The organism is Nocardioides sp. CCNWLW239, assembly GCF_037137035.1.
Taxonomy (GTDB): domain Bacteria; phylum Actinomycetota; class Actinomycetes; order Propionibacteriales; family Nocardioidaceae; genus Nocardioides.
In genome coordinates this window covers 681,813-700,745 of sequence record NZ_JBBBNW010000001.1, presented here as the reverse complement: position 1 = coordinate 700,745, position 18,933 = coordinate 681,813, and the positions used below count along the sequence as shown (strand labels likewise).

Here is an 18,933-nt window from a genome sequence, read left to right as displayed (position 1 = left end):
CAGGCCGTAAACCCAAGCGACGGATCGGAAAGTGGTGTATCTGCCTGCGACGATGGGCCACATGTCCGATCCGGTAACCGTCACCATCGCCCGTCGAGTCTCCGTGGAGCGCCGCGACGAGATGGTCGCCTGGATGCAGGCAGGGATCCGGCTGGCCAGCGAGTTCCCCGGATTCCTCGGGGCGGGCTGGGTGCGGCCGGCGCCCGACTCCGACCAGTGGCACCTCCTCTACCGCTTCGACTCCCACGAGACCCTCGGCAGCTGGGACAACAGCCGCCAGCGGGGCTGGTGGCTCGGCGCGGGCGAGCCGTTCGTGGAGGAGACCCGGATCGAGCGGCGTACGGGCATCGAGGGCTGGTTCGACCCGCCGAGCACCTACGACGTCGAGCAGGTCTCCGGGGTCGCCACGGCTCCGCCGCGATGGAAGCAGACGATCACGATCTTCATGATCTTCTACCCGGTCAGCCTGCTCGCCAACTGGCTCGTCGGGCCGCACGTGGCCGGCTGGGACCTGCCGTGGAAGGTGCTCAGCGTGATGGTCGTGACGCTGCCGTTCATGACCTACTTCGGGCTGCCGTGGATCACCCGCAACATGGAGTGGTTCCTGCACGGCCGCCCGGCTCCCTGGCGTCGTCGCTAGGGCTTCGGCTGGCCGTCCTCGGCGGAGAGCACCGCGTCGAGGAGGCCCGGGAACCGCGCGTCGAGATCCTCGCGCCGCAGCGAGAGCCGCCGGGCGCGGCCATTGGCCTCGTTGCGGACCACGCCGGCCGTACGCAGCACCTTCATCAGGTGCGACTTGGTCGACTTCGGCACGTTCGGGTTGCTGAGGTGGCACTCCGCCATGTCGAGGGGCCCGTCGACCAGCTGGCGGGCGATCGCCAGGCGCTCGGGGTCGCTGAGCGCGAAGAGCACCGTCGTCAACGAGAGCTCCGACCGCTCAGGATGCGGGAGGTCCGGGGAAGAACTCATGGTTCGATAATAGTTGCACAGTTGCGTGAAGGCACGTACGCTCCCAGAAGGTTCGAAATAATTCGAACCATGAAGGAGCGGTGATGTCGACAGAAGCAGTGAGCGGTGCGGCGACGAACGTTCTCGCCGGGCGGCGGATCGGTGCCGGAATGGCCCTCGGGGCGGTCGTGCTGATGATGGCCGGGGCCAGTGCCCCGTCGCCTTTCTATCCCGATCTCCAGACGAGCCTCGGGCTCCAGCCCTGGGTGATGACGGCGGTCTTCGCGGTCTACGCGGTCGCGCTGCTGGCCACCCTGCTCGTGCTCGGCGCGGTCTCCGACCACGTCGGCCGACGGCCCGTGGTGACGGCCGGCTTCCTCCTCCTGGCCGCCAGCTTCGCGCTCTTCCAAGGTGCCGACACCGCAGCCGCCCTCTTCGAGGCGAGGATCCTGCAAGGAGTCGCGAGCGGACTGCTCCTCTCGACCCTGTCGGCCGCCCTGGCCGACTTCGAGCGGCCATCGCGGCCGGGGTCCGCGGCGGTGGTCAACGCCGTCGCGCCGATGGTCGGTCTGGCGGTGGGAGCCGTCGCCGCCGGCGTGGCCATGCAGGTGACCGTCGACGCCCGGCTCGTCGTCTTCGATGCCCTCGTCGTGCTGTCCCTGCTGCTCGCGGCGGGCGTCTGGCTCGCCCCGGAGACCGCGCCCCGTCACGAGGGACTGATCGCCTCGCTACGTCCGCGGGTAGCGGTGCCGCCGGCGGTCCGGGGCATGCTCGCCCGCAGTGCCCCGGCGATCTTTGCGGGCTGGGCCACCGGTGGCCTGTTTCTCTCCCTCGGCGCCGCGATCGTCCGCACCGAGCTGGGCGCCACCAGCCACGTCCTCCAGGGGCTGGCGATCGGTGCTCTCGCCGGATCCGGTGCGGTCGCCTCGTACGCGTTCCGGAACCGCTCGGCCCGAGCGACGACGCTCTACGGGACGGCCGCGCTGGCCGTCGGCACCGTCCTCAGCCTGCTCGCTCTCGCGACCGGGTCAGTGGCTGCGTACCTGGTTGCGGTGGTCGTCGCGGGCACCGGCTTCGGCACCGCCTTCTTCGGCATCCTGCGCTCGATCATGCCGATCCTCCCGGCCCACGAGCGGGCGGAGGTGTTCGCGGTGATCTTCATCGTGTCCTACCTGGCCTTCGGCATCCCCGCCGTCGTCGCCGGGTTGCTGACGCCGGAGATCGGTCTCACGGCCACGACCTACGCCTACGGGGTCGTCGTGACGGTGCTCTCGGCGACCGCCGGGCTGCTGCGTTGGCGAAGCAGCCACTGACCCCTGCTGCGTCGGCTGTCAGGGGTGGGCGATCGCCCCGCCGCCCTTCCGGTCCTGGTACGCCGCCGAGAGCTCGTCGTAGGTCCGGCTGATCCGGACGAGCTGCTCGGGGTCGGCGAGCGGGGCGAGGGCGGTGCTGGTGAAGTAGGCGTTGGTGCGGTTGTAGAGGTCGCGCCCGGGATCGACCTCGTCGCGGTCAGGATCCGGGACGGCGTAGACGCCACGCAGGATCGCCAGGTCGTAGGGGATCGCGAAGGAGTCGGCCGAGTCCTGGTGGCTGAAGAGGTAGGCGAACTCGGGGATCCCGGACCACGCCACCCCCGACAGGCACAGCGAGCACGGTTCGTGGGTCGCCAGCAGCAACGAGTCGGCGGGGGTTGGCCGGGCGTCGGTCGGCAGCTCGAAGAAGCGCTTGATGGCATGGATCTCCCCGTGCCACAGCGGGTTCTCGATCTCGTTGTTGGTCTCGGCGACCACCACGGACAGATCCGCGCGTCGCAGGATCGCAGCGCCGAAGATCTTGTTGCCCGCGGCGACGCCGGCACCGGTCAGCGGGACGATCTCCTGCTCGATGACGTCCAGCAGGCGGCGTACGTCCTCCGCGTCGAACCGCACCTCCGGTGCCATCAGATCAGGGCCTCGCCGCCGTGGGTGGCGAGCTTGCGGGCGACCTCGGCGAGGTCGGTTCGCCAGGCGTCCTCGGGGCCGGGCGGGAGGATGTCGTCCCAGTCGGGCGAGAAGCTGCCGCGTATCGAAAGCAGGTCCTTCGGGCGGGCCAGGAACCACATGTGGAGATGCTCGGCGCCGTCACCGATCCGCATCGCGTGGCAGCGCGCGATGTTGGGCAGGCTCTCGACGATCCGGACGAGCCGCACGGTGAGAACTCCGAACTCGGCTGCCTGGTGCTCGTCGAGGTCGGGCAGGTCGTAGTGCTCGAGCGGCTCGAGGACCAGCACCAGCGGCAGGCCGGACTGCTTCAGGTGCTTCACCCGCCAGTTCTCGTCTTGCCAGATCATGCCGGGCAGGTCGGGGCCGCACAGGGTGCAGTCCTCGCCGCCCTCGCCGCTCCGGGGCTCCTCGGGGGCCGGGGGAGCAAGCGGCTTGGGCGCGATCTCTCCGTCGCGTACGACCCACGGGAAGACATCCCACTCCGTCACGCTCGGCGCAGGCAGGTCACCGCCGGCCTGGACGCGGGCGTAGATCTGTTCAGCTGTCTCGGCCATGGCTGGAACGATGCCACAGCGGGCGGGCGTGTAACACGCTGTTCGTCGTACTACTCGCCCTATTCAAACGACCGGATAGTGCTACGAACGACGTGTTACACGGTCTCGCGGCGCGGATTCATAGTCGATTGAGTAACTTGACTAAGGTGTATCCATGACCACCGGTTTGCTTGCGTCCCTCCCGTCGTACGACGGTGCCGAGCTTGTCATCCCGGCCCCCGGGGAGGGTCCGGGGAACTGGGCGGGCGCGGCCAGCGCGGTCTTGGTCGACGGGGTGTTCTGGCTGACCTGGCGCAACCGCCGGCCGCTGTCCGACGGGCGCGGGGTGACGGTCAGCGTGGCCCGCTCGGTCGACGGGGTGCGGTTCGAGACGGTGACCGAGGTCCACCGCGACCAGTTCGGCTGCGAGTCGCTGGAGCGGCCGGTGCTGGTGCCGCTGCCCGAGGGCGGCTGGCGGCTCTACCTCTCGTGCGCCACCTGGGACTCCAAGCACTGGTGGGTCGACAGTCTCACCGCCGACACCGTCGAGGGCCTCCCCGGCGGCGACCGCCGGGTCGTGCACCCTGGCAGCGACACGGTCGCGGTCAAGGACCCGGTGATCGCGATCGACCCGCTGACCCGGGCCTGGCAGATGTGGCTGTGCTGCCACCCGCTCACCGAACCGGGCCACGAGGACCGGATGACGACCCGCTATCTGACCAGCACCGACGGCCTGGAGTGGCACGACGGCGGCGAGGTCCTCGCCGGCCGGCCGGGCCGGTGGGATGCCCGCGGCGCCCGGGTCACCACGGTCGTCTCCCGGGATCCGCTCGTCGTCCTCTACGACGGGCGTGCCGACGCCGAGTCCAACTGGTACGAGACGACCGGCGTCGCCCGGTGGGACGGCACCCGTCTGGTCGCCGACCCCCAGGCGGCCCCCATCACCAGCCCGCACTCCGACGGTGCGTTCCGCTACGCCAGCGCCGTGCCGCTGCCCGACGGCCGGATCCGCTACTACGTGGAGGCCGCCCGCGAGGACGGCGCCCACGACCTGATCACGCTGATCTGCTGAGGTTCTCGGCGGCCCTCGCGGCGCGCTCCTGGAACGATCCCCGGCTCGTGGTGGAGAGCCAGTCGGAGAAATCCTGACCGCTCACCTCGCTGAGCAGCTCGATGTCCTCGGCGAAGGCGGGCAGGAGCTGCTCGCGCTGATCCGAGGTCAGTCGGGGCCGGTGATGCTCGCCCGGCCCGGCGAGCCGGCGCAGCAGCGGCGGGTAGGTCCGGCGCCACACCTCCGGAGGCGCGAACTGGGCGAGCCAGGCACCGCCCCTGACCACCGGACCGAGCACCTTGGGGCGCCAGCCGGGTTCGACGTACGTCCTGCTGTTGTCCTTCGGGATGTGGTCGACGTGGCCCTGCTCGATGCCGAGGAAGCGGCAGGCGCGATCGACGGTCGCGGCGGGTTCGTCGACGATGTCGCGGTAGCGGACCACCAGCACCCGGTCCTGGCCGACCAGTCCGTAGAGGTGGTCGAGCTGCCGGCCGTACAACCCGAGCTCGCGGTAGCGCCAGAACGGGGCCCAGCCCTCGTGGGCACGCCGGTCCTGGAGTCGAAACGCTGTGGGGAAGTCGGCGACGGGCTCGAGACCGTCGCACCACAGGTGCATCCAGTTGGAGTACGCGCGGTCGATCGGGTCGCGGACGACCGCGATCAGCTTCACCTCGGGGAGGTGCTCGGCGATCCGTCGCTGGGCGCTGGTCGACCAGAAGTAGAACGGCGTGCTCTCGCCCCGCACCGCATGCCCGGGTGCGGCGGCGAAGAGGCGGTCGTAGTCGTGGCGCCGCCAGACCCACTCCTGCTGGGAGTGCTTGTCGCCCGGACCGCGCCAGTGGGGCGGGGGAGCGTCGTCGCAGAGCCAGTACTTCGGCTCCTTCGGTGTCGTGGCGAACACCTGCGGGTGCGTCGCGAGCGCCGAGTGCAGTGCCGTGGTCCCGGCCTTCGGCGCTCCGATGATCAAGAAGTCCGGCTGAGGTCGTCGATCCATGAGGGGCCCTCTCGCTTAAGTCACTTGAAACAGTCTACTTAAGCGAGAAACGGAATCGGACCCTCATCTCTTAGGCTGAGTACGTGGCTGAACTCAACATCCCGCCGGCGCCGGCGATCCCGGGCGCGAAGCACCTCCACTCCGGCAAGGTGCGTGACCTCTACGAGCTGGAGGAAGGGCCGTACGCCGGCCAGCTCCTGATGGTCGCCAGCGACCGCATCTCGGCCTTCGACCACGTCTTCGACACGGTCATCCCGGACAAAGGGGAGATCCTCACCAAGCTGTCGCTGTGGTGGTTCGAGCAGTTCGAGGACCTGGTGCCGACCCATGTCCTCTCGACCGACGTCCCCGCGGAGGTCGAAGGCCGTGCGGTGGTCGCCCAGAAGCTCCACATGCTGCCCGTCGAGTGCGTCGCGCGCGGCTACCTGACCGGCTCCGGCCTGCGTGAGTACGACGAGACCGGCGAGGTCTGCGGCATCCGCCTCCCGTCGGGCCTGGTCGACGGGTCGAGGCTGACCCCGCCGATCTTCACCCCGGCCACGAAGGCCGAGCTCGGCGACCACGACGAGAACGTCACCTACGAGCACGTCTCGAAGCTGATCGGCGAGGACGACGCCGCCGCGGTGCGCCGGCTGACCCTGGCGATCTACCAGCGCGCCGACGAGATCGCCCGCGGCAGCGGCCTGATCCTCGCTGACACGAAGTTCGAGTTCGGCGTACGCCAGGACGACCTGGGCATCCGCACGATCGTCCTCGCCGACGAGGTGCTCACCCCCGACTCCTCCCGCTACTGGGACGCGGCGCAGTGGCATCCCGGGAGCGCGATCCCCAGCTTCGACAAGGACGTGATCCGGCGCTGGCTGCTCTCGCCCGAGGCCGGCTGGGACCGCGCCGCCGGCGACCCGCCGCCCGACCTTCCCGAGGAGATCGTCGAGCGCACGCGGGCGAAGTACGTCGAGGCGTACGAGAAGCTCACCGGCCACCGATTCTGAGCAATGTTCTCCAGCACATGACGTATTGGGCGGAGACCCATTCACGTCCATACCTACGCGCGGGTAAGTTGTGACGCGTAACACGCATACCACTGGAGGCCAAGTGTCCACGTACAACCTTGCTTCGCTGCTGGAAGACTCCACGGCGAACTATCCCGAGCGCACCGCGATCGTCATGGGTGACGTCCGTCTGAGCTACGCCCAGGTCAACGGTGCCGCCAACCAGGTCGCGAACCTGCTGGCGAGCAAGGGCATCGGCGCAGGCGACCGGGTTGCCCTGATGAGCCCGAACCTGCCCTACTTCACGATGGTCTACTTCGGCATCCTCAAGGCCGGTGCCACCGTCGTTCCGCTCAACGTGCTCCTCAAGGGTCGCGAGGTGGCCTACCACCTCCAGGACTCCGACGCGAAGGCCCTCTTCGCGTTCCAGGGCACGCCGGAGCTCCCCATCGGGGCCGAGGCGCACGCCGGCGCGCAGGAGGCCGGTGTCGAGGACTTCTTCCTGATCACCGCCGATCCGGCCGCCCCGTCGCCGATCGAGGGCGTCACCACGCTGGGCCAGGGCATCGCGACCCAGCCGCCCACCTTCGACACGGTCGCCACCGACGAGGACGACACCGCGGTCATCCTCTACACCTCCGGCACCACCGGGCGTCCCAAGGGTGCCGAGCTGCGCCACCGCAACATGCGTGACAACGCTCTGGCCGGGGCGGATCTCTTCGACGCCTCCGCCGAGCGCCCCGACACCTTCCTCGCCGTGCTGCCGCTGTTCCACGCGTTCGGCCAGTCCGTCGTGCAGAACGGCGCGTTCGCCTTCGCTGGCACCGTCGTGCTGCTGCCGCGCTTCGACGCCGCGGCCGCGCTGGCGACGATGCTCAAGGAGAAGGTCACCTTCTTCGCGGGCGTCCCGACGATGTACTGGGGGCTTCTCGGTGCCCTCTCCGACGACATCGACGTCGCCACCCTGGCGAAGAACCTGCGCATCGCCGTCGCCGGCGGTTCTGCGCTTCCGGTCGAGATCCACAAGGAGTTCGAGAAGCGCTTCGGCGTCACCATCCTCGAGGGCTACGGCCTCTCCGAGACCTCGCCGGTCGCGTCCTTCTCCCTCTACGGCAAGCCGGTGCGCCCTGGCTCGATCGGTGTCCCGATCCCGGGTGTCGAGATGAAGCTCATCGAGGCCGGTTCCTGGGACGAGATCGACTGGACCCCCGACACCATCGGGGAGATCGCGATCAAGGGTCACGCCATCTTCAAGGGCTACTACAACCGCCCCGAGGCGACCGCCGAGGTGCTCACCGAGGACGGCTGGTTCCGCTCCGGTGACCTCGCCAAGCGCGACGAGGACGGCTGGTACTACATCGTCGACCGGGCCAAGGAGATGATCATCCGCGGCGGCTTCAACGTCTACCCGCGCGAGATCGAAGAGGTCCTGCTCACCCACCCGGCGGTCTCGCTGGCCGCCGTCATCGGTGTCCCGCACGACTCCCACGGTGAGGAGATCAAGGCCGTCCTCGTGCTCAAGCCCGGCGCCTCCGCGACCCCCGAGGAGATCATCGCCTGGGCCAAGGAGCAGATGGCGGCCTACAAGTACCCGCGCATCGTCGAGATCGTCGACGCCCTCCCCATGACCGCCACCGGCAAGATCCTCAAGCGCGAGCTCAAGTAGGAACTCCCGTACGCCGGCAGCAGCCGTAGCTCGAAGGTCGCAGTCACTCGGTGGCTGCGACCTTCGGCATGGATCACCGATGAGCCTCGGGGAGATCGTCGGCCGCCCCGACGGCACGCTGCGGGCCACGGGCAAGAACGAAGACGAACAGGATGGCCATCACCGCGGCACCGGCCCACATCGCGTCCTGCCACCCTGCGACGAACGACTCCTGTGCTGCGCGGACCACGGCAGGGGCCTGGTCGCCGGCGCCACCGGCGGCGGCGATGGCGTTCGCAACGCCCTCGCGGGCGGTGTCCGCGACGTCGTTCGGGACGTCATCAAGGTGATCGTCGATCGCGCCCCGGTAACCGGCGGACAGGACGGCTCCGAGGAGAGCGATGCCCAGTGCGGTGCCGAGCTCGCGCGTGACGTCGTTGAGGGCGGACGCGACGCCTTGACGTTCGCGAGGCAGTGAACCGGTGATCGCCTCGGTGGATGGCGTCATGGACAGGCCCATCCCGAGGCCCATGGCGAGCATGCCGGGCAGGACCGCGAGGTAGCCGTCCTCGACGGAGACCAGGCCGGCCATGAGGGCGAGCCCGGTGCCGACCAGGAGGACGCCGGTGGCCATGGTGGCCCGCGCTCCGATGCGGGCTGCGACCCGCGGGGCGAGGCCGGAGGCGAGCATCATCAGCAGCGCCATCGGCATCATCGCCAACGTGGCGCGCAGTGCTGACCACCCGAGCACTGCCTGGAGGAACGGGAAGAGCACGACGAAGATCCCGGCCTGCACGCCGAAGACCACCAGCAGCGCGACCGATCCGCTGGCCAGACTCCGCTCGCCGAAGAGCCGGACGTCGAGCAGGGGTGTCGTCTGGCGCAGCTCCCACACGACGAACGCGACGGCGGCGATGATGCCACCGACCAGCCCGATCATGGTCGCCGGTTCCGTCCAGCCGTGGACCGGGCCCTCGTGAAGGGCGAAGATCAGCCCGAGCATGGCGAGGACGGAGGTGGCCGACCCGACGGTGTCGAACCCGTGCTCGGTGTGCTCGCGCGTGTTGGGCACCGAGCGCACGATCATGACGACAGCAACCAGAACGAGCGCGATCGGCAGGGCGAAGAGCCAGCGCCAGGTGGCGACGTCGACCAGCAGCGCGGACAGATACATGCCCAGGATTCCGCCACCGCCGGCGACGCCGGTCCAGACGCCGATTCCCTTCGCGCGTTCCTCCTCGGGGAAGGTCGAGGTGATCACCGCGAGGGTGACCGGCATGATCATGGCCGCGCCCACGCCGGAGAGGAATCGCGAAGCGAGCATCACCTCCGAGGAGGTGGCCAGCCCGGCTGCCAGGTTTGCGGTGCCGAAGACGATGAGGCCGACGAGCAGCACCGGTTTGCGGCCGATCCGGTCGCCGAGGGCGCCCAGCGGCAGCAGCAGCGCCGCGAGGCTGATCGTGTAGAGGTTGATGAACCACAGCACCGTGCTCTGTGAAGCGTCGAACTCGACGGCCAGATCAGGCTGTGCCACGTTGAGGCCGGTGACCGAGGCGATGACTGCCATCAGCGCGATGCAGACCGCGATCAGGATCGCGCGGCGCTGACGTGCGTCATGAACGGTCGGATCACCTTCTTCGACCGGGTCGTCCGGACCGGTGCTGATGATCGATGGGTTGGTGCTCAATGGACTTCCTTTCAGACCTGCTTGCCAGTTGGTTCGATGGTCCGGAGTCCTGTGCCGATTCGCAAAGGTTGTTGCTGAATGGCAATCTTTGAGCATGGACGACTCGACCGATCGCACTCTCGACGCGGTGGGGCCGCGACTGAAGCAGCTGCGCCAACGTCGCGACATCACGCTCAGCCGCCTGGCTGAAGAGACCGGAATCTCGACCAGCACGCTGTCCCGGCTCGAGGCCGGCCTACGCCGCCCCACCCTGGAACAGCTGCTGCCTCTGGCGCGGGCCCACGGCGTCACCCTCGACGACCTCGTCGATGCGCCTCCGACCGGCAACCCCCGCATCAATCTGCGGCCCATCCCCTGCGCGGACGGCTCCATGATCCTGCCCCTGACCCGGAGGCCGGGAGGCATCCAGGCCTACAAGTTCGTCCTGCCCACCGGCCGCGACGATGCCCACCCCGACCTACGCACCCACGAGGGATACGACTGGGTGTACGTCCTCAACGGCAGGCTCCGCCTTGTCCTGGGCGAGCACGACCTGATCCTCGAGCCCGGTGAGGCAGCGGAGTTCGACACCCGCACGCCACACTGGTTCGCAGCCACCAGCTCGGGGCCGGTGGAATACCTCAGCTTGATCGGCAAACAAGGGGAACGCGCTCACGTCCGAGCCGCCCCCAAAGCCCGGAGCGCGCGTCGAGACTCGGCGGGATGAACAACCGACAACGACGGCATGTCTTGGGTCGAAGATCGCAGTCACTGGGTGGCTGCGATCTTCGAGTTTATAGGGGTCTGATCTGGGGTAGAACGATTCCGTGGAGCACTCGGGGGACGCGAAACAGCTGTTCGACCATGTCGGCATGGTGCGACTGCGGGATGAGATCCAGGGCGGCGTGATCTCGCGGCGACAGCTGCGCGACCTGCACGCCCAGGACCACGACATCCGTCGCCTCGTACGCAACCGCGAGCTCGCGGTGCTCCACCCGGGGGTCTACGTCAACCACACCGGCAACCCGACCTGGGGCCAGCGTGCCTGGGCGGCGGTGCTGGCGTGCTGGCCGGCGGCTCTCGCGGGACGCTCGGCCCTGCCGAAGCCGCCCGAGCGCGCGCCGATCGAGGTGATGATCCCGATGGGTCGCACCGTGATCGCCCCTGCCGGCGTGATCGTCCGGCGCCGTGCTCGTTTCGACGGCTTCGTCGACTGGGCCGCCTATCCACCTCGCCAGCTCATCGCGGAGGCGGCGATCGACGCCGTGGTCGAGGCCGGCGGTGCCGCAGGGGCGTTCACCACGCTCGCCGATCTGGTCCAGACGAAGGTGGTCAGGCCGGGAGCGCTCATCGAGGCCGTGGGCCACCGGCGACGGGTGCCCGATCGACAGCTGATCCTCGGGCTGCTCGAGGACCTGAAGGCAGGCGCGTGCTCGGTCCTCGAACGCGAGTACCTCCGCCGCGTCGAGCGAGGCCATGGCCTGCCGGCGGGGGAGCGGCAGGTCGGCGACTCGATCGCAGGCGTCTCGGTGGAGCGTGATGTCGTCTACTCGGCTTACGGCTTGGTCGTCGAGCTCGACGGCCGCGCCTTCCACGGCAGCGCTGCCGCGCGGGATGCCGACCACGCCCGTGATCTGGATGCGGCCGTCGCTCGCAACCTTCGCACTGTTCGGCTCACCTACGGTCAGGTGCTCGGCGACCCCTGCCGGACAGCCGCCCGGGTCGGTGAGCTGCTCGGTCGCGGTGGTTGGCCGGGCGAGGTGACGCCATGCGCGGACTGCTCGCTTGCCGCTGGTTAGTGGCCGTGTAGCGCCGCTGCTCAGGTGCTTTCAGCCAGCCGTGCGTCGCGTGGTTTGAGTCCATCGAAGAGAAGGTCGAAGATCGCAGTCACCGGATGGCTGCGAACTTCGAGCTAAGCGGTTTTGTTCGTACGAAACTCGAGCATCGGCCGGGAGGTGGCGCCGACGGCGGCCAGCGCGAGCAGGCAGGTGATGCCCCCGCTGACCAGGGCGAACGGGCCCGAGGTGAGCTCGGCGACGGCGCCGCCGCGGAGGTTGCCGACCTCGGGGCCGCCGGCGCCGACGATCATCTCGACCGCGGCGGTGCGGCCGCGCAGGTCGTCGGGCACGGCGAGCTGGATCAGCGTCCCGCGGGTGACGACGCTGACCGAGTCGGCGGCACCGGCCACGGCGAGCAGAGCGAGACAGAGCCAGGGGGAGGTGGCCAGCCCGACGGCGGCGAGGCTGAGCCCCCACACGGCGGCGGCGCCGATCGTGATCACGCCCGGCCGCGTGCGTCGCGTGAAGGATCCCGAGAACAGCGAGGCCGCGACACCGCCGACCGCGATCGCGGTGAGGAACAGCCCGAGCGTACGCGGGTCGCCACCGAACCGTTCCTCGTTGATCAGCGGGAACAGGCTCACCGGCATGGCCAGGACGGTGGCCGCGAGATCGACGAGGAGCACGCCGCGTACGACGGGTTGGGTGGCGGCGAAGCGCAGCCCTTCGAGGATGCCGCCGCCGTTCGTCTTGGTCACGGGCGCGAGGCGCGGCAGGCCGGCGACGCCGAGGAACCCGGCGACGAAGGTGAGTGCGTCGACGGCGTACGCGATCTCGAGCCCGGCGAAGCCGATGATCAGTCCGCCGAGCGCCGGGCCGATGAGCATCGACCCCTGGAAGCTCAGCCGGTTGAGCGCGAGTCCCGCGGCGACCTGATCGGTGGGGAGCAGGCGCGGGATCACACCCATGCCTGCAGGTGCGGCGACCGAACCGGCGGCGGCCATGAGGGCTACCAGAACGAGGACGGGGACGAGTGATGACGCCGACGTTCCCAACCAGAGCGCCTGCGCCATCAGCAGCAGCGCCAGCACGAGCTGTGCGAGGTTGGTGACCATCAGGATCGAGCGGCGGTCCATGCGGTCCGCCACCGCCCCGCCCCAGAGCCCGGCGACGAGCAACGGGACGAGCCGGGCGAAGGCGACGCTGCCGGACCAGAACGGGCTGTGGGTCGACTCCCAGACCTGGAACATCACCGCGACGATCGTGATCTGTCCACCGAGTCCCGAGACCGCCCGTCCGAGGAAGAACCGGCGGAAAGCTCGAGACGTACGCAGCGGAGCGATGTCGATCAGCAGATGGCGCACGAGGACCGACGGTAAAGCCCGAGGTGATCGATAGCCAACGGTTTAGGTGAGCGGCCCATGGCCCACCTAGACTGCAGCCATGCCTCGCGTTGTCGTCGACGTCATGCCCAAGCCCGAGATTCTCGACCCGCAGGGGAAGGCCGTTCTCGGCGCCCTGCCGCGGCTCGGGTTCACCGGGGTCACCGAGGTCCGTCAGGGCAAGCGGTTCGAGCTGGAGATCCCCGAGGTCACCGACGACGCGCTCGCCCAGATCGAGAAGCTGGCCGAGACCTTCCTGGCCAACACGGTGATCGAGAACTACGTCGTCCGCGTGGAAGAGACCGCCAAGTGAAGATCGGCGTCATCACCTTCCCGGGCACCCTCGACGACGTCGACGCGCAGCGCGCCGTCCGGGTCGGGGGCAACGAGGCGGTCGCGCTGTGGCACGGCGACCATGACCTGCAGGGCGTCGACGCGGTGATCCTGCCGGGCGGCTTCTCCTACGGTGACTACCTGCGCTGCGGCGCCATCTCGCGCTTCGCCCCGATCATGACCGAGGTCATCGAGGGCGCGCAGAAGGGCCTGCCGGTCCTCGGCATCTGCAACGGCTTCCAGATGCTGGTCGAGTCCCACCTGCTCCCCGGCGGCCTGCTGCGCAACGACCACCTCAAGTTCATCTGCCGCGACCAGAAGCTGCGCATCGAGAACAACTCGACCGCCTGGACCTCTGCCTTCGCCAAGGACCAGGAGATCGTGGTCCCGCTGAAGAACGGCGAGGGACAGTACGTCGCCGACGCCGACACCATCAAGCGCCTCGAGGACGAGGGCCGCGTCGTCGCGCGCTACCTCGACGTGAACCCCAACGGCTCGGTCAACGACATCGCGGGCATCACCAACGAGGCCGGCAACGTCGTCGGCCTGATGCCGCACCCGGAGCACGCGGTGGAGACCCTCACCGGGTCCGGCACCGACGGCCTCGGGTTCTTCACTCTGCCGTTGGCGATTGCTTCGCAATTCGCGAGCGCTTCCGCTTGACCCTCGTCTTCCTCCGCTGCGCTCGTCGCTCCGCTCCTCGCTCCGCTGCGTCCAGACGAGGGGCGCTCCAGCGCTAGGCTGGCCGAGAAGGTCCTGGCCCGCTGACCGACCACGGGTGACCGGGCTGGACCGAGGCGATCAGCTCGTCCCAGGCTCTGCTCGCAGCGAGAGTGAGCGCGCCGGTCAGGACGGCACGGTCGGCCGGGACCAGCAGCGCGAGCTCCGGCGGGACCAGCGTGAACCGCGGCAGGTGCAGGCGTAGCTGGTCGACCAAGAACTCGCCGGCATTGGCGATGCCACCGGTGAGGACCACGACGTCCGGGTCGATCGCCAGGAAGACCGGGGCCAGCCGCTCCACCATCTTCGTGGCCACCGCCGACACCGCTGCGACGGCTGCCGGGTCACCCTCTGCGGCTGCGGCGAAGACCTGCTGGGCCGTGAGGGAACGGTCGGCAGGCAGCGCCCCGCCAGGGTGCTTGGCGGCCTCCACCCTGGCCAGCTCGGCGATCCCCGCGCCGCCCAGGGCGTGCTCCAGCGGACCTCGCCCGTGCTCGTCGAACTGCACGCCATCGGCCGAGACCGGGATCAGACCGACCTCGCCGGCCGCTCGGTGCGCCCCGCGATGGAGGGAGCCGTCGATCACCACTCCGGCCCCCAGCCGCTCACCCCAGTGGATGACGACCAACGTACGGCCCGGATGCTCGGCGCTGGCCGCGATGGCGGCCAGGTTGGCGTCGTTCTCCACCAGCAGCCGTGACGGGAACCGACGGGCGAGGTCGGCGAACAGGCCGGCCTCGGTGTTGCCGGGGGCGGACGGAGCCATCGTCACCCGGCTCAGCTCCGGCCCGACGACACCGGGCGAGCCGGCGACCACCGCCCCGATCCGATCGGGTGGCAGGCTGGCGGTCCGGAGGGCGCCGTCGACCAGCGAGCTGACCTGACGTCGGACGGCGGCCGGGTCGGAGCCGGATGGCACCTCGATCGCCTCGTCCGCGAGCGTCTCGCCCTGGACGTTGGCGATGGATGCCGCGACCCGGTGGGGTCCGATGTCCAGTCCGAGCACCGGCAGCAGGCCTTTGCGCAGAACGTACCGGGTGGCGGGACGGCCGGCCCCGGACGGCTCCGCGGGTGCCAGCGGCTCGACGACGGCGGCGGAGGCCAGCTCGTCGATCGCCTGGGAGACGGTCGGTCGGGTCAACCGGGTGTCGGTCGCCAGCTCGGTGATGCGTGCGCCTGCCGCCCCGGCAGCGCGGACGCCTTCCAGGACCGCGGTGGTGTTGAGCCGCCGCAGCACGCGGTTTCCGCTCGACTCTCCCGTCACAGCCTGCCCCGGATCCCGTCCATGGCGACCAAGTTACCGGCTCGCCCGTCCCTGCCTGCATCTCCCAAAACCCTTGACCGGCGCGGCGTCCGGGAGGACCATGAGGCCACATTACGAAAATGTTCTTCATAACTGGGGAGGCGCGATGCCGAAACGCCAGCGACACAGTCAACTGGCTCACCTGATCGTGGCGATGCTGCTCGGGCTGATCGCCGCCACCATGCCGACCATCGCCGCGTCGGCCGACCCGACGGAGCCTGTGTCCGAGGAGCCGTCGGAGGCCTCGTCGGGCCCGGCTGCCACGCGCCCGGCCCGCGAGGCTCTCGTCAGGATGCTCGGCCACCGGCACGCGGCCCGATTCGATCTGTCGGTGAACCCGGGTGGCAGCGACCGCTATCGGGTCAGCGCCCGCGGGAGCCGGATCGTGGTGGAGGGGACGAACGTCCCGGCAGTCCTGATGGGCGTCAACGCCTACCTGAAGAAGGTCGCCAAGGCGGACGTCTCCTGGACCGGGACCCAGGTGCAGGTCAAAGGCTCCCTGCCGGTGCCTTCGGAGCCGATCGAAGCCACCTCCCTGGTGGCGCACCGGTTCTCCGGCAACGACACCGAGGACGGCTACTCCGGCCCGTTCCGCACCTTCGAGGACTGGCGTGACCTCGTCGACATCAACGCCATGCACGGCGTCAACGAGATGTTCCTCCCGGTCGGCTCCGAGATGGTCTACTACCGGCTGCTGCAGGACTACGGCTACTCCGAGGCCGAGGCGCGTGCCTGGATCCCGTCGCCGGTCTATCAGCAGTGGTGGCTGATGCAGAACATGTGGAACTTCACCGAGCCGGTCACCCCCGAGCTCCTCCAGAAGCGTGCCGACCTCGGCCGGCGTATCGCCGACTACATGCGTTCGATGGGCATCACGCCGGTGCTCCCAGGCTACTTCGGCACCGTCCCGACCGACTTCGAGGTCCGCAACCCCGGAGCCGTCACCGTCCCGCAGGGCACCTGGTCCGGCCTGCGACGGCCGGACTGGCTGGCCCCCACCCACGAGCTCTTCGGCCAGGTCGCCGACCGTTTCTACGAGATCCAGGACGACGTCCTCGGAGCGTCGACGATGTACAAGATGGACCTGCTGCACGAGGGTGGGACCCCCGGGTCCATCCCGGTCGGCAAGGCCTCCGCGGCCGTCCAGGACGCCCTGGACGCGGCGCACCCGGGCGCCACCTGGGTCGCGCTCGGCTGGCAGAGCAACCCGCGGCCGGAGACCCTCGACGCGATCGACCGCGGCCGGATGCTCATCGTGGACGGGCTGGCGGACCGCAACCTCGACCCACAGCGTGAGACCCAGTGGAAGGGCACGCCGTATGCCTTCGGCTCGATCTGGAACTTCGGTGGCAACTCGACCGTCGGCGCCCCGATCAAGGCGTGGAACGAACGGTTCTGGGACTTCCGGTCCCGACCGAACAGCGCGCTGAACGGCATCGCCATCCTCCCGGAGGCCAGCTACAACAATGCCGTCGCGATGGAGTTTCTCGCCGAGCTGCCCTGGCAGACCGGCCCGGTCGACCTGGACGCCTGGTTCGCCGAGTACGCCGACGCTCGCTACGGTGCGACCGACCCGGCGGCTCGCGCGGCCTGGAAGACCCTGCAGAACACGGCCTACTCGATCCCGCCGAACAACAACCGTTCGGCAGGCACCAGCGGCCTCTTCGCGGCCGTACCGGCGCTGACGGCCACCAGGGCCAGCAACTACACCGCCCCCGGGAATCGCTACGACCCGACGGACTTCGCGGCAGCGCTCCCGTCGCTCCTGAAGGTGAGGTCGTCGCTGCGCGCCAGCGACACCTATCGCCACGACCTCGCCGAGATCGCCCGGCAGGTGGTCACCGAATACACCCACCCCTTGCTGGTCCAGATCCGACAGGCGTACGCCGAGCGTGACATCGCCGAGTTCGACCGGCTCACCGACGCGTGGATCGAGGCGATCGACACCGCCGACCGGATCAGTGCCACCCGTGCCGATCAGATGGTCGGCCCCTGGCTGGCGAAGGCTCGCGCCTTCGCCTCCTCACCTGAGGAGGCCACCGCACTCGAGCACGATGCCCGCCGCGTCCTCACCTCGTGGACCCTGACGCTCTCGCTGACCGACTACGCCTACCGCGACTGGTCCGGCCTGCTCGACAGCTATTACGCACCCCGCTGGGAGCGCTACTTCGACTCGCTGCGCGACTCCCTGCGCACGGGCGAGGAGCCGGCGGCGATCGACTGGCTGAAGGTCGCCGACGAATGGTCACGGGCGACGGATTCCTACCCGACCGAGCCGGAGGGCGACACGTACGCCGAAGCCGCTCGGGCCCTGGAGCAGCTGTCGGCCGCGGACTTCGGCGCGGCGGTGTCGCTCCGTCCGACCGGGACGATCGGCGAGGACCCCGGCACGGTCGCCCTGACCGTGGTCAACAACAACCCGTTCGCCGCGCTGGAGAACCTGTCCGCCCAGGTCACCGCGCCAGACGGCATCACAGCCTCTGCCGCCGGTGAGCTGCCGTCCCGGATCGAGCCCGGTGGCTCGGCGACGGTGAGCTGGACGGTGGCGGCCGACGCCGACCTGCCGTCGGAGGCCACCGAGGCCGCGATCGGTGTCGAGGTGACGTACGACCAGCAGGCCGGGACGAAGCAGAAGACGGCCCGTGCGGTGCTGCCGGTCGACAGACCCGGCCGGATCCAGCTCAGCGACGTACCGTTCTCCTCCTCACGCAACCACGACGGGGAGCACCCGGTCGCCCGCGACACGGTGACCCCGGCGACCCCGTCGGGCAACGGCGCGCCGATCATGCTGGACGGCACCGCTTATTCGAAGGGTCTCGGCACCAACGCCGCGGGCGAGGTCCGGTTCGAGCTGGGGCAGGGGTGTCAGCGGTTCACCACCCTCGTCGGCATCGACGACGCGATGAACCATGCCGCCGACGGTGACGTGGTCGTCGAGGTGTGGGGCGACGGCCGCCGGATCCGCACCACGCCGGTGCTGCGCAGCGGGCTGGCCACCACCGGCACCGAGGCGATCCGCCTCGACGTCGACATCACCGGGGTACGTCAGCTGCGGATCGTGATCGATCGGGCCGACGGCAACCGGTCCTTCGACGCGGCCTCGTTCGGGCTACCGACCCTGACCTGCTCCGGCACGATCCCGACGCCGCTCAGCGAGGGCAAGCTGGCCACCGCATCCAGCAGCGAAGGTGCTGCGGCGCCGGCCCGGGCGGTCGACGCCAAGCTGCACACCAACTGGCTGTGCAACCCGGCACAGTGCGCCGGCAAGCCGGCGTGGTTGCAGGTCGATCTCGGTGCCGAACGTGAGATCTCCGGGATCAGGGTGACGCCCTACTACGCGGACCGGCGGTCCTACCGCTACACCGTGGAAGGCAGCGTCGACGGCATCACCTTCACGCCGATCGCCGCCAAGAACGTCGACTCTCCGCAGACGGACGTGGGGGACTGGTATCCGGTGAGCGGCAGCTTCCGCTACGTCCGGGTGACCGGCACCGGTAACACCAGCAACGCCTACACCCTGCACCTGCAGGAGCTGGCGGTCTACGGCAGCTGACCCGCACACGGAACGGCCCCGGCTCGCGACCGCGAGCCGGGGCAGTTCCGTTG

17 protein-coding genes are annotated in these 18,933 nt (G+C 69.6%); 10 read left to right on the top strand and 7 right to left on the bottom strand.

Annotated elements, in window-relative coordinates:
- Positions 1-61: 61 nt before the first annotated feature.
- Positions 62-640 (top strand): antibiotic biosynthesis monooxygenase, encoded by a 579-nt coding sequence (locus WBG06_RS03435; RefSeq protein WP_336735110.1) that lies wholly within the window; start codon positions 62-64, stop codon positions 638-640.
- Here the strand turns inward: WBG06_RS03435 and WBG06_RS03430 are convergent.
- Positions 637-969, bottom strand: a complete 333-nt coding sequence (locus tag WBG06_RS03430) for an ArsR/SmtB family transcription factor (RefSeq protein WP_336735109.1) — start codon at positions 967-969, stop codon at positions 637-639. The two genes, WBG06_RS03435 and WBG06_RS03430, sit on opposite strands and share 4 nt — an antisense overlap.
- A gap of 83 nt (positions 970-1,052) precedes the next feature.
- Here WBG06_RS03430 and WBG06_RS03425 point away from each other — a divergent pair, with 83 nt between their 5' ends.
- The gene (locus tag WBG06_RS03425; RefSeq protein WP_336735108.1) at positions 1,053-2,261 is read left to right on the top strand and encodes an MFS transporter; all 1,209 of its coding nucleotides are present in this window, start codon (positions 1,053-1,055) and stop codon (positions 2,259-2,261) included.
- An 18-nt stretch (positions 2,262-2,279) separates the two neighbouring features.
- Here WBG06_RS03425 and WBG06_RS03420 read toward each other — a convergent pair whose 3' ends face one another.
- Both WBG06_RS03420 and WBG06_RS03415 read right to left on the bottom strand, forming a co-directional pair.
- The gene (locus WBG06_RS03420; RefSeq protein WP_336735107.1) at positions 2,280-2,888 is read right to left on the bottom strand and encodes a nucleoside deaminase; all 609 of its coding nucleotides are present in this window, start codon (positions 2,886-2,888) and stop codon (positions 2,280-2,282) included.
- Entirely contained in the window at positions 2,888-3,484 is a 597-nt protein-coding gene (locus WBG06_RS03415) for a hypothetical protein (protein ID WP_336735106.1), read from the bottom strand. Before WBG06_RS03415 ends, WBG06_RS03420 begins: the two co-directional genes overlap by 1 nt.
- Positions 3,485-3,638: 154 nt before the next feature.
- On the opposite strand from WBG06_RS03415, the gene WBG06_RS03410 reads away from it, so the two are divergent.
- Positions 3,639-4,535, top strand: coding sequence for a hypothetical protein (locus tag WBG06_RS03410; RefSeq protein WP_336735105.1), 897 nt, complete (start codon positions 3,639-3,641; stop codon positions 4,533-4,535).
- Here WBG06_RS03410 and WBG06_RS03405 read toward each other — a convergent pair.
- A complete protein-coding gene (locus WBG06_RS03405) occupies positions 4,519-5,508 on the bottom strand; it encodes a sulfotransferase family protein (protein ID WP_336735104.1) in 990 nt (329 codons plus the stop codon). The two genes, WBG06_RS03410 and WBG06_RS03405, sit on opposite strands and share 17 nt — an antisense overlap.
- Before the next feature lie 83 nt (positions 5,509-5,591).
- Here WBG06_RS03405 and WBG06_RS03400 point away from each other — a divergent pair, with 83 nt between their 5' ends.
- Both WBG06_RS03400 and WBG06_RS03395 read left to right on the top strand, forming a co-directional pair.
- Positions 5,592-6,500 (top strand): phosphoribosylaminoimidazolesuccinocarboxamide synthase, encoded by a 909-nt coding sequence (locus WBG06_RS03400; protein ID WP_336735103.1) that lies wholly within the window; start codon positions 5,592-5,594, stop codon positions 6,498-6,500.
- Between the two features lie 103 nt (positions 6,501-6,603).
- Positions 6,604-8,166, top strand: coding sequence for a long-chain-fatty-acid--CoA ligase (locus tag WBG06_RS03395; RefSeq protein ID WP_336735102.1), 1,563 nt, complete (start codon positions 6,604-6,606; stop codon positions 8,164-8,166).
- Between the two features lie 73 nt (positions 8,167-8,239).
- On the opposite strand, the gene WBG06_RS03390 is transcribed toward WBG06_RS03395, so the two are convergent.
- Positions 8,240-9,832 (bottom strand): MFS transporter, encoded by a 1,593-nt coding sequence (locus WBG06_RS03390; protein WP_336735101.1) that lies wholly within the window; start codon positions 9,830-9,832, stop codon positions 8,240-8,242.
- A 94-nt stretch (positions 9,833-9,926) separates the two neighbouring features.
- Between WBG06_RS03390 and WBG06_RS03385 the strand changes: the two genes are divergently transcribed.
- Together WBG06_RS03385 and WBG06_RS03380 are read left to right on the top strand one after the other, a co-directional pair.
- Positions 9,927-10,538 carry a helix-turn-helix domain-containing protein gene (locus WBG06_RS03385; protein ID WP_336735100.1) on the top strand — a complete coding sequence of 204 codons (612 nt, stop codon included), beginning with the start codon at positions 9,927-9,929 and terminating at the stop codon, positions 10,536-10,538.
- Positions 10,539-10,638: 100 nt separating this feature from the next.
- Positions 10,639-11,610, top strand: coding sequence for a hypothetical protein (locus WBG06_RS03380; RefSeq protein ID WP_336735099.1), 972 nt, complete (start codon positions 10,639-10,641; stop codon positions 11,608-11,610).
- A gap of 113 nt (positions 11,611-11,723) precedes the next feature.
- Here WBG06_RS03380 and WBG06_RS03375 read toward each other — a convergent pair whose 3' ends face one another.
- A complete protein-coding gene (locus tag WBG06_RS03375; RefSeq protein ID WP_336735098.1) occupies positions 11,724-12,953 on the bottom strand; it encodes an MFS transporter in 1,230 nt (409 codons plus the stop codon).
- 79 nt (positions 12,954-13,032) lie between these two features.
- On the opposite strand from WBG06_RS03375, the gene purS reads away from it, so the two are divergent.
- Positions 13,033-13,284 carry a phosphoribosylformylglycinamidine synthase subunit PurS gene (gene purS / locus WBG06_RS03370; RefSeq protein WP_160026681.1) on the top strand — a complete coding sequence of 84 codons (252 nt, stop codon included), beginning with the start codon at positions 13,033-13,035 and terminating at the stop codon, positions 13,282-13,284.
- A complete protein-coding gene (gene purQ, locus WBG06_RS03365) occupies positions 13,281-13,967 on the top strand; it encodes a phosphoribosylformylglycinamidine synthase subunit PurQ (protein WP_336735097.1) in 687 nt (228 codons plus the stop codon). The genes purS and purQ overlap by 4 nt, the downstream gene beginning before the upstream one ends.
- Before the next feature lie 73 nt (positions 13,968-14,040).
- Here purQ and WBG06_RS03360 read toward each other — a convergent pair whose 3' ends face one another.
- Complete coding sequence (locus WBG06_RS03360) at positions 14,041-15,261, bottom strand: ROK family protein (protein ID WP_336735096.1); 1,221 nt, start codon at positions 15,259-15,261, stop codon at positions 14,041-14,043.
- A 172-nt stretch (positions 15,262-15,433) separates the two neighbouring features.
- Between WBG06_RS03360 and WBG06_RS03355 the strand changes: the two genes are divergently transcribed.
- Complete coding sequence (locus tag WBG06_RS03355) at positions 15,434-18,880, top strand: alpha-N-acetylglucosaminidase TIM-barrel domain-containing protein (RefSeq protein WP_336735095.1); 3,447 nt, start codon at positions 15,434-15,436, stop codon at positions 18,878-18,880.
- Positions 18,881-18,933 lie beyond the last annotated feature (53 nt).

Excerpts from the sequence above, each read along its gene's own strand:
- WBG06_RS03385 (WP_336735100.1), top strand. The coding sequence starts at position 9,927 with ATGGACGACTCGACCGATCGCACTCTCGACGCGGTGGGGCCGCGACTG.
- purS (WP_160026681.1), top strand. The coding sequence starts at position 13,033 with ATGCCTCGCGTTGTCGTCGACGTCATGCCCAAGCCCGAGATTCTCGAC.
- WBG06_RS03425 (WP_336735108.1), top strand. The coding sequence starts at position 1,053 with ATGTCGACAGAAGCAGTGAGCGGTGCGGCGACGAACGTTCTCGCCGGG.
- WBG06_RS03415 (WP_336735106.1), bottom strand. The coding sequence starts at position 3,484 with ATGGCCGAGACAGCTGAACAGATCTACGCCCGCGTCCAGGCCGGCGGT.
- WBG06_RS03430 (WP_336735109.1), bottom strand. The coding sequence starts at position 969 with ATGAGTTCTTCCCCGGACCTCCCGCATCCTGAGCGGTCGGAGCTCTCG.
- WBG06_RS03405 (WP_336735104.1), bottom strand. The coding sequence starts at position 5,508 with ATGGATCGACGACCTCAGCCGGACTTCTTGATCATCGGAGCGCCGAAG.
- WBG06_RS03410 (WP_336735105.1), top strand. The coding sequence starts at position 3,639 with ATGACCACCGGTTTGCTTGCGTCCCTCCCGTCGTACGACGGTGCCGAG.
- WBG06_RS03420 (WP_336735107.1), bottom strand. The coding sequence starts at position 2,888 with ATGGCACCGGAGGTGCGGTTCGACGCGGAGGACGTACGCCGCCTGCTG.
- WBG06_RS03435 (WP_336735110.1), top strand. The coding sequence starts at position 62 with ATGTCCGATCCGGTAACCGTCACCATCGCCCGTCGAGTCTCCGTGGAG.
- WBG06_RS03355 (WP_336735095.1), top strand. The coding sequence starts at position 15,434 with ATGCCGAAACGCCAGCGACACAGTCAACTGGCTCACCTGATCGTGGCG.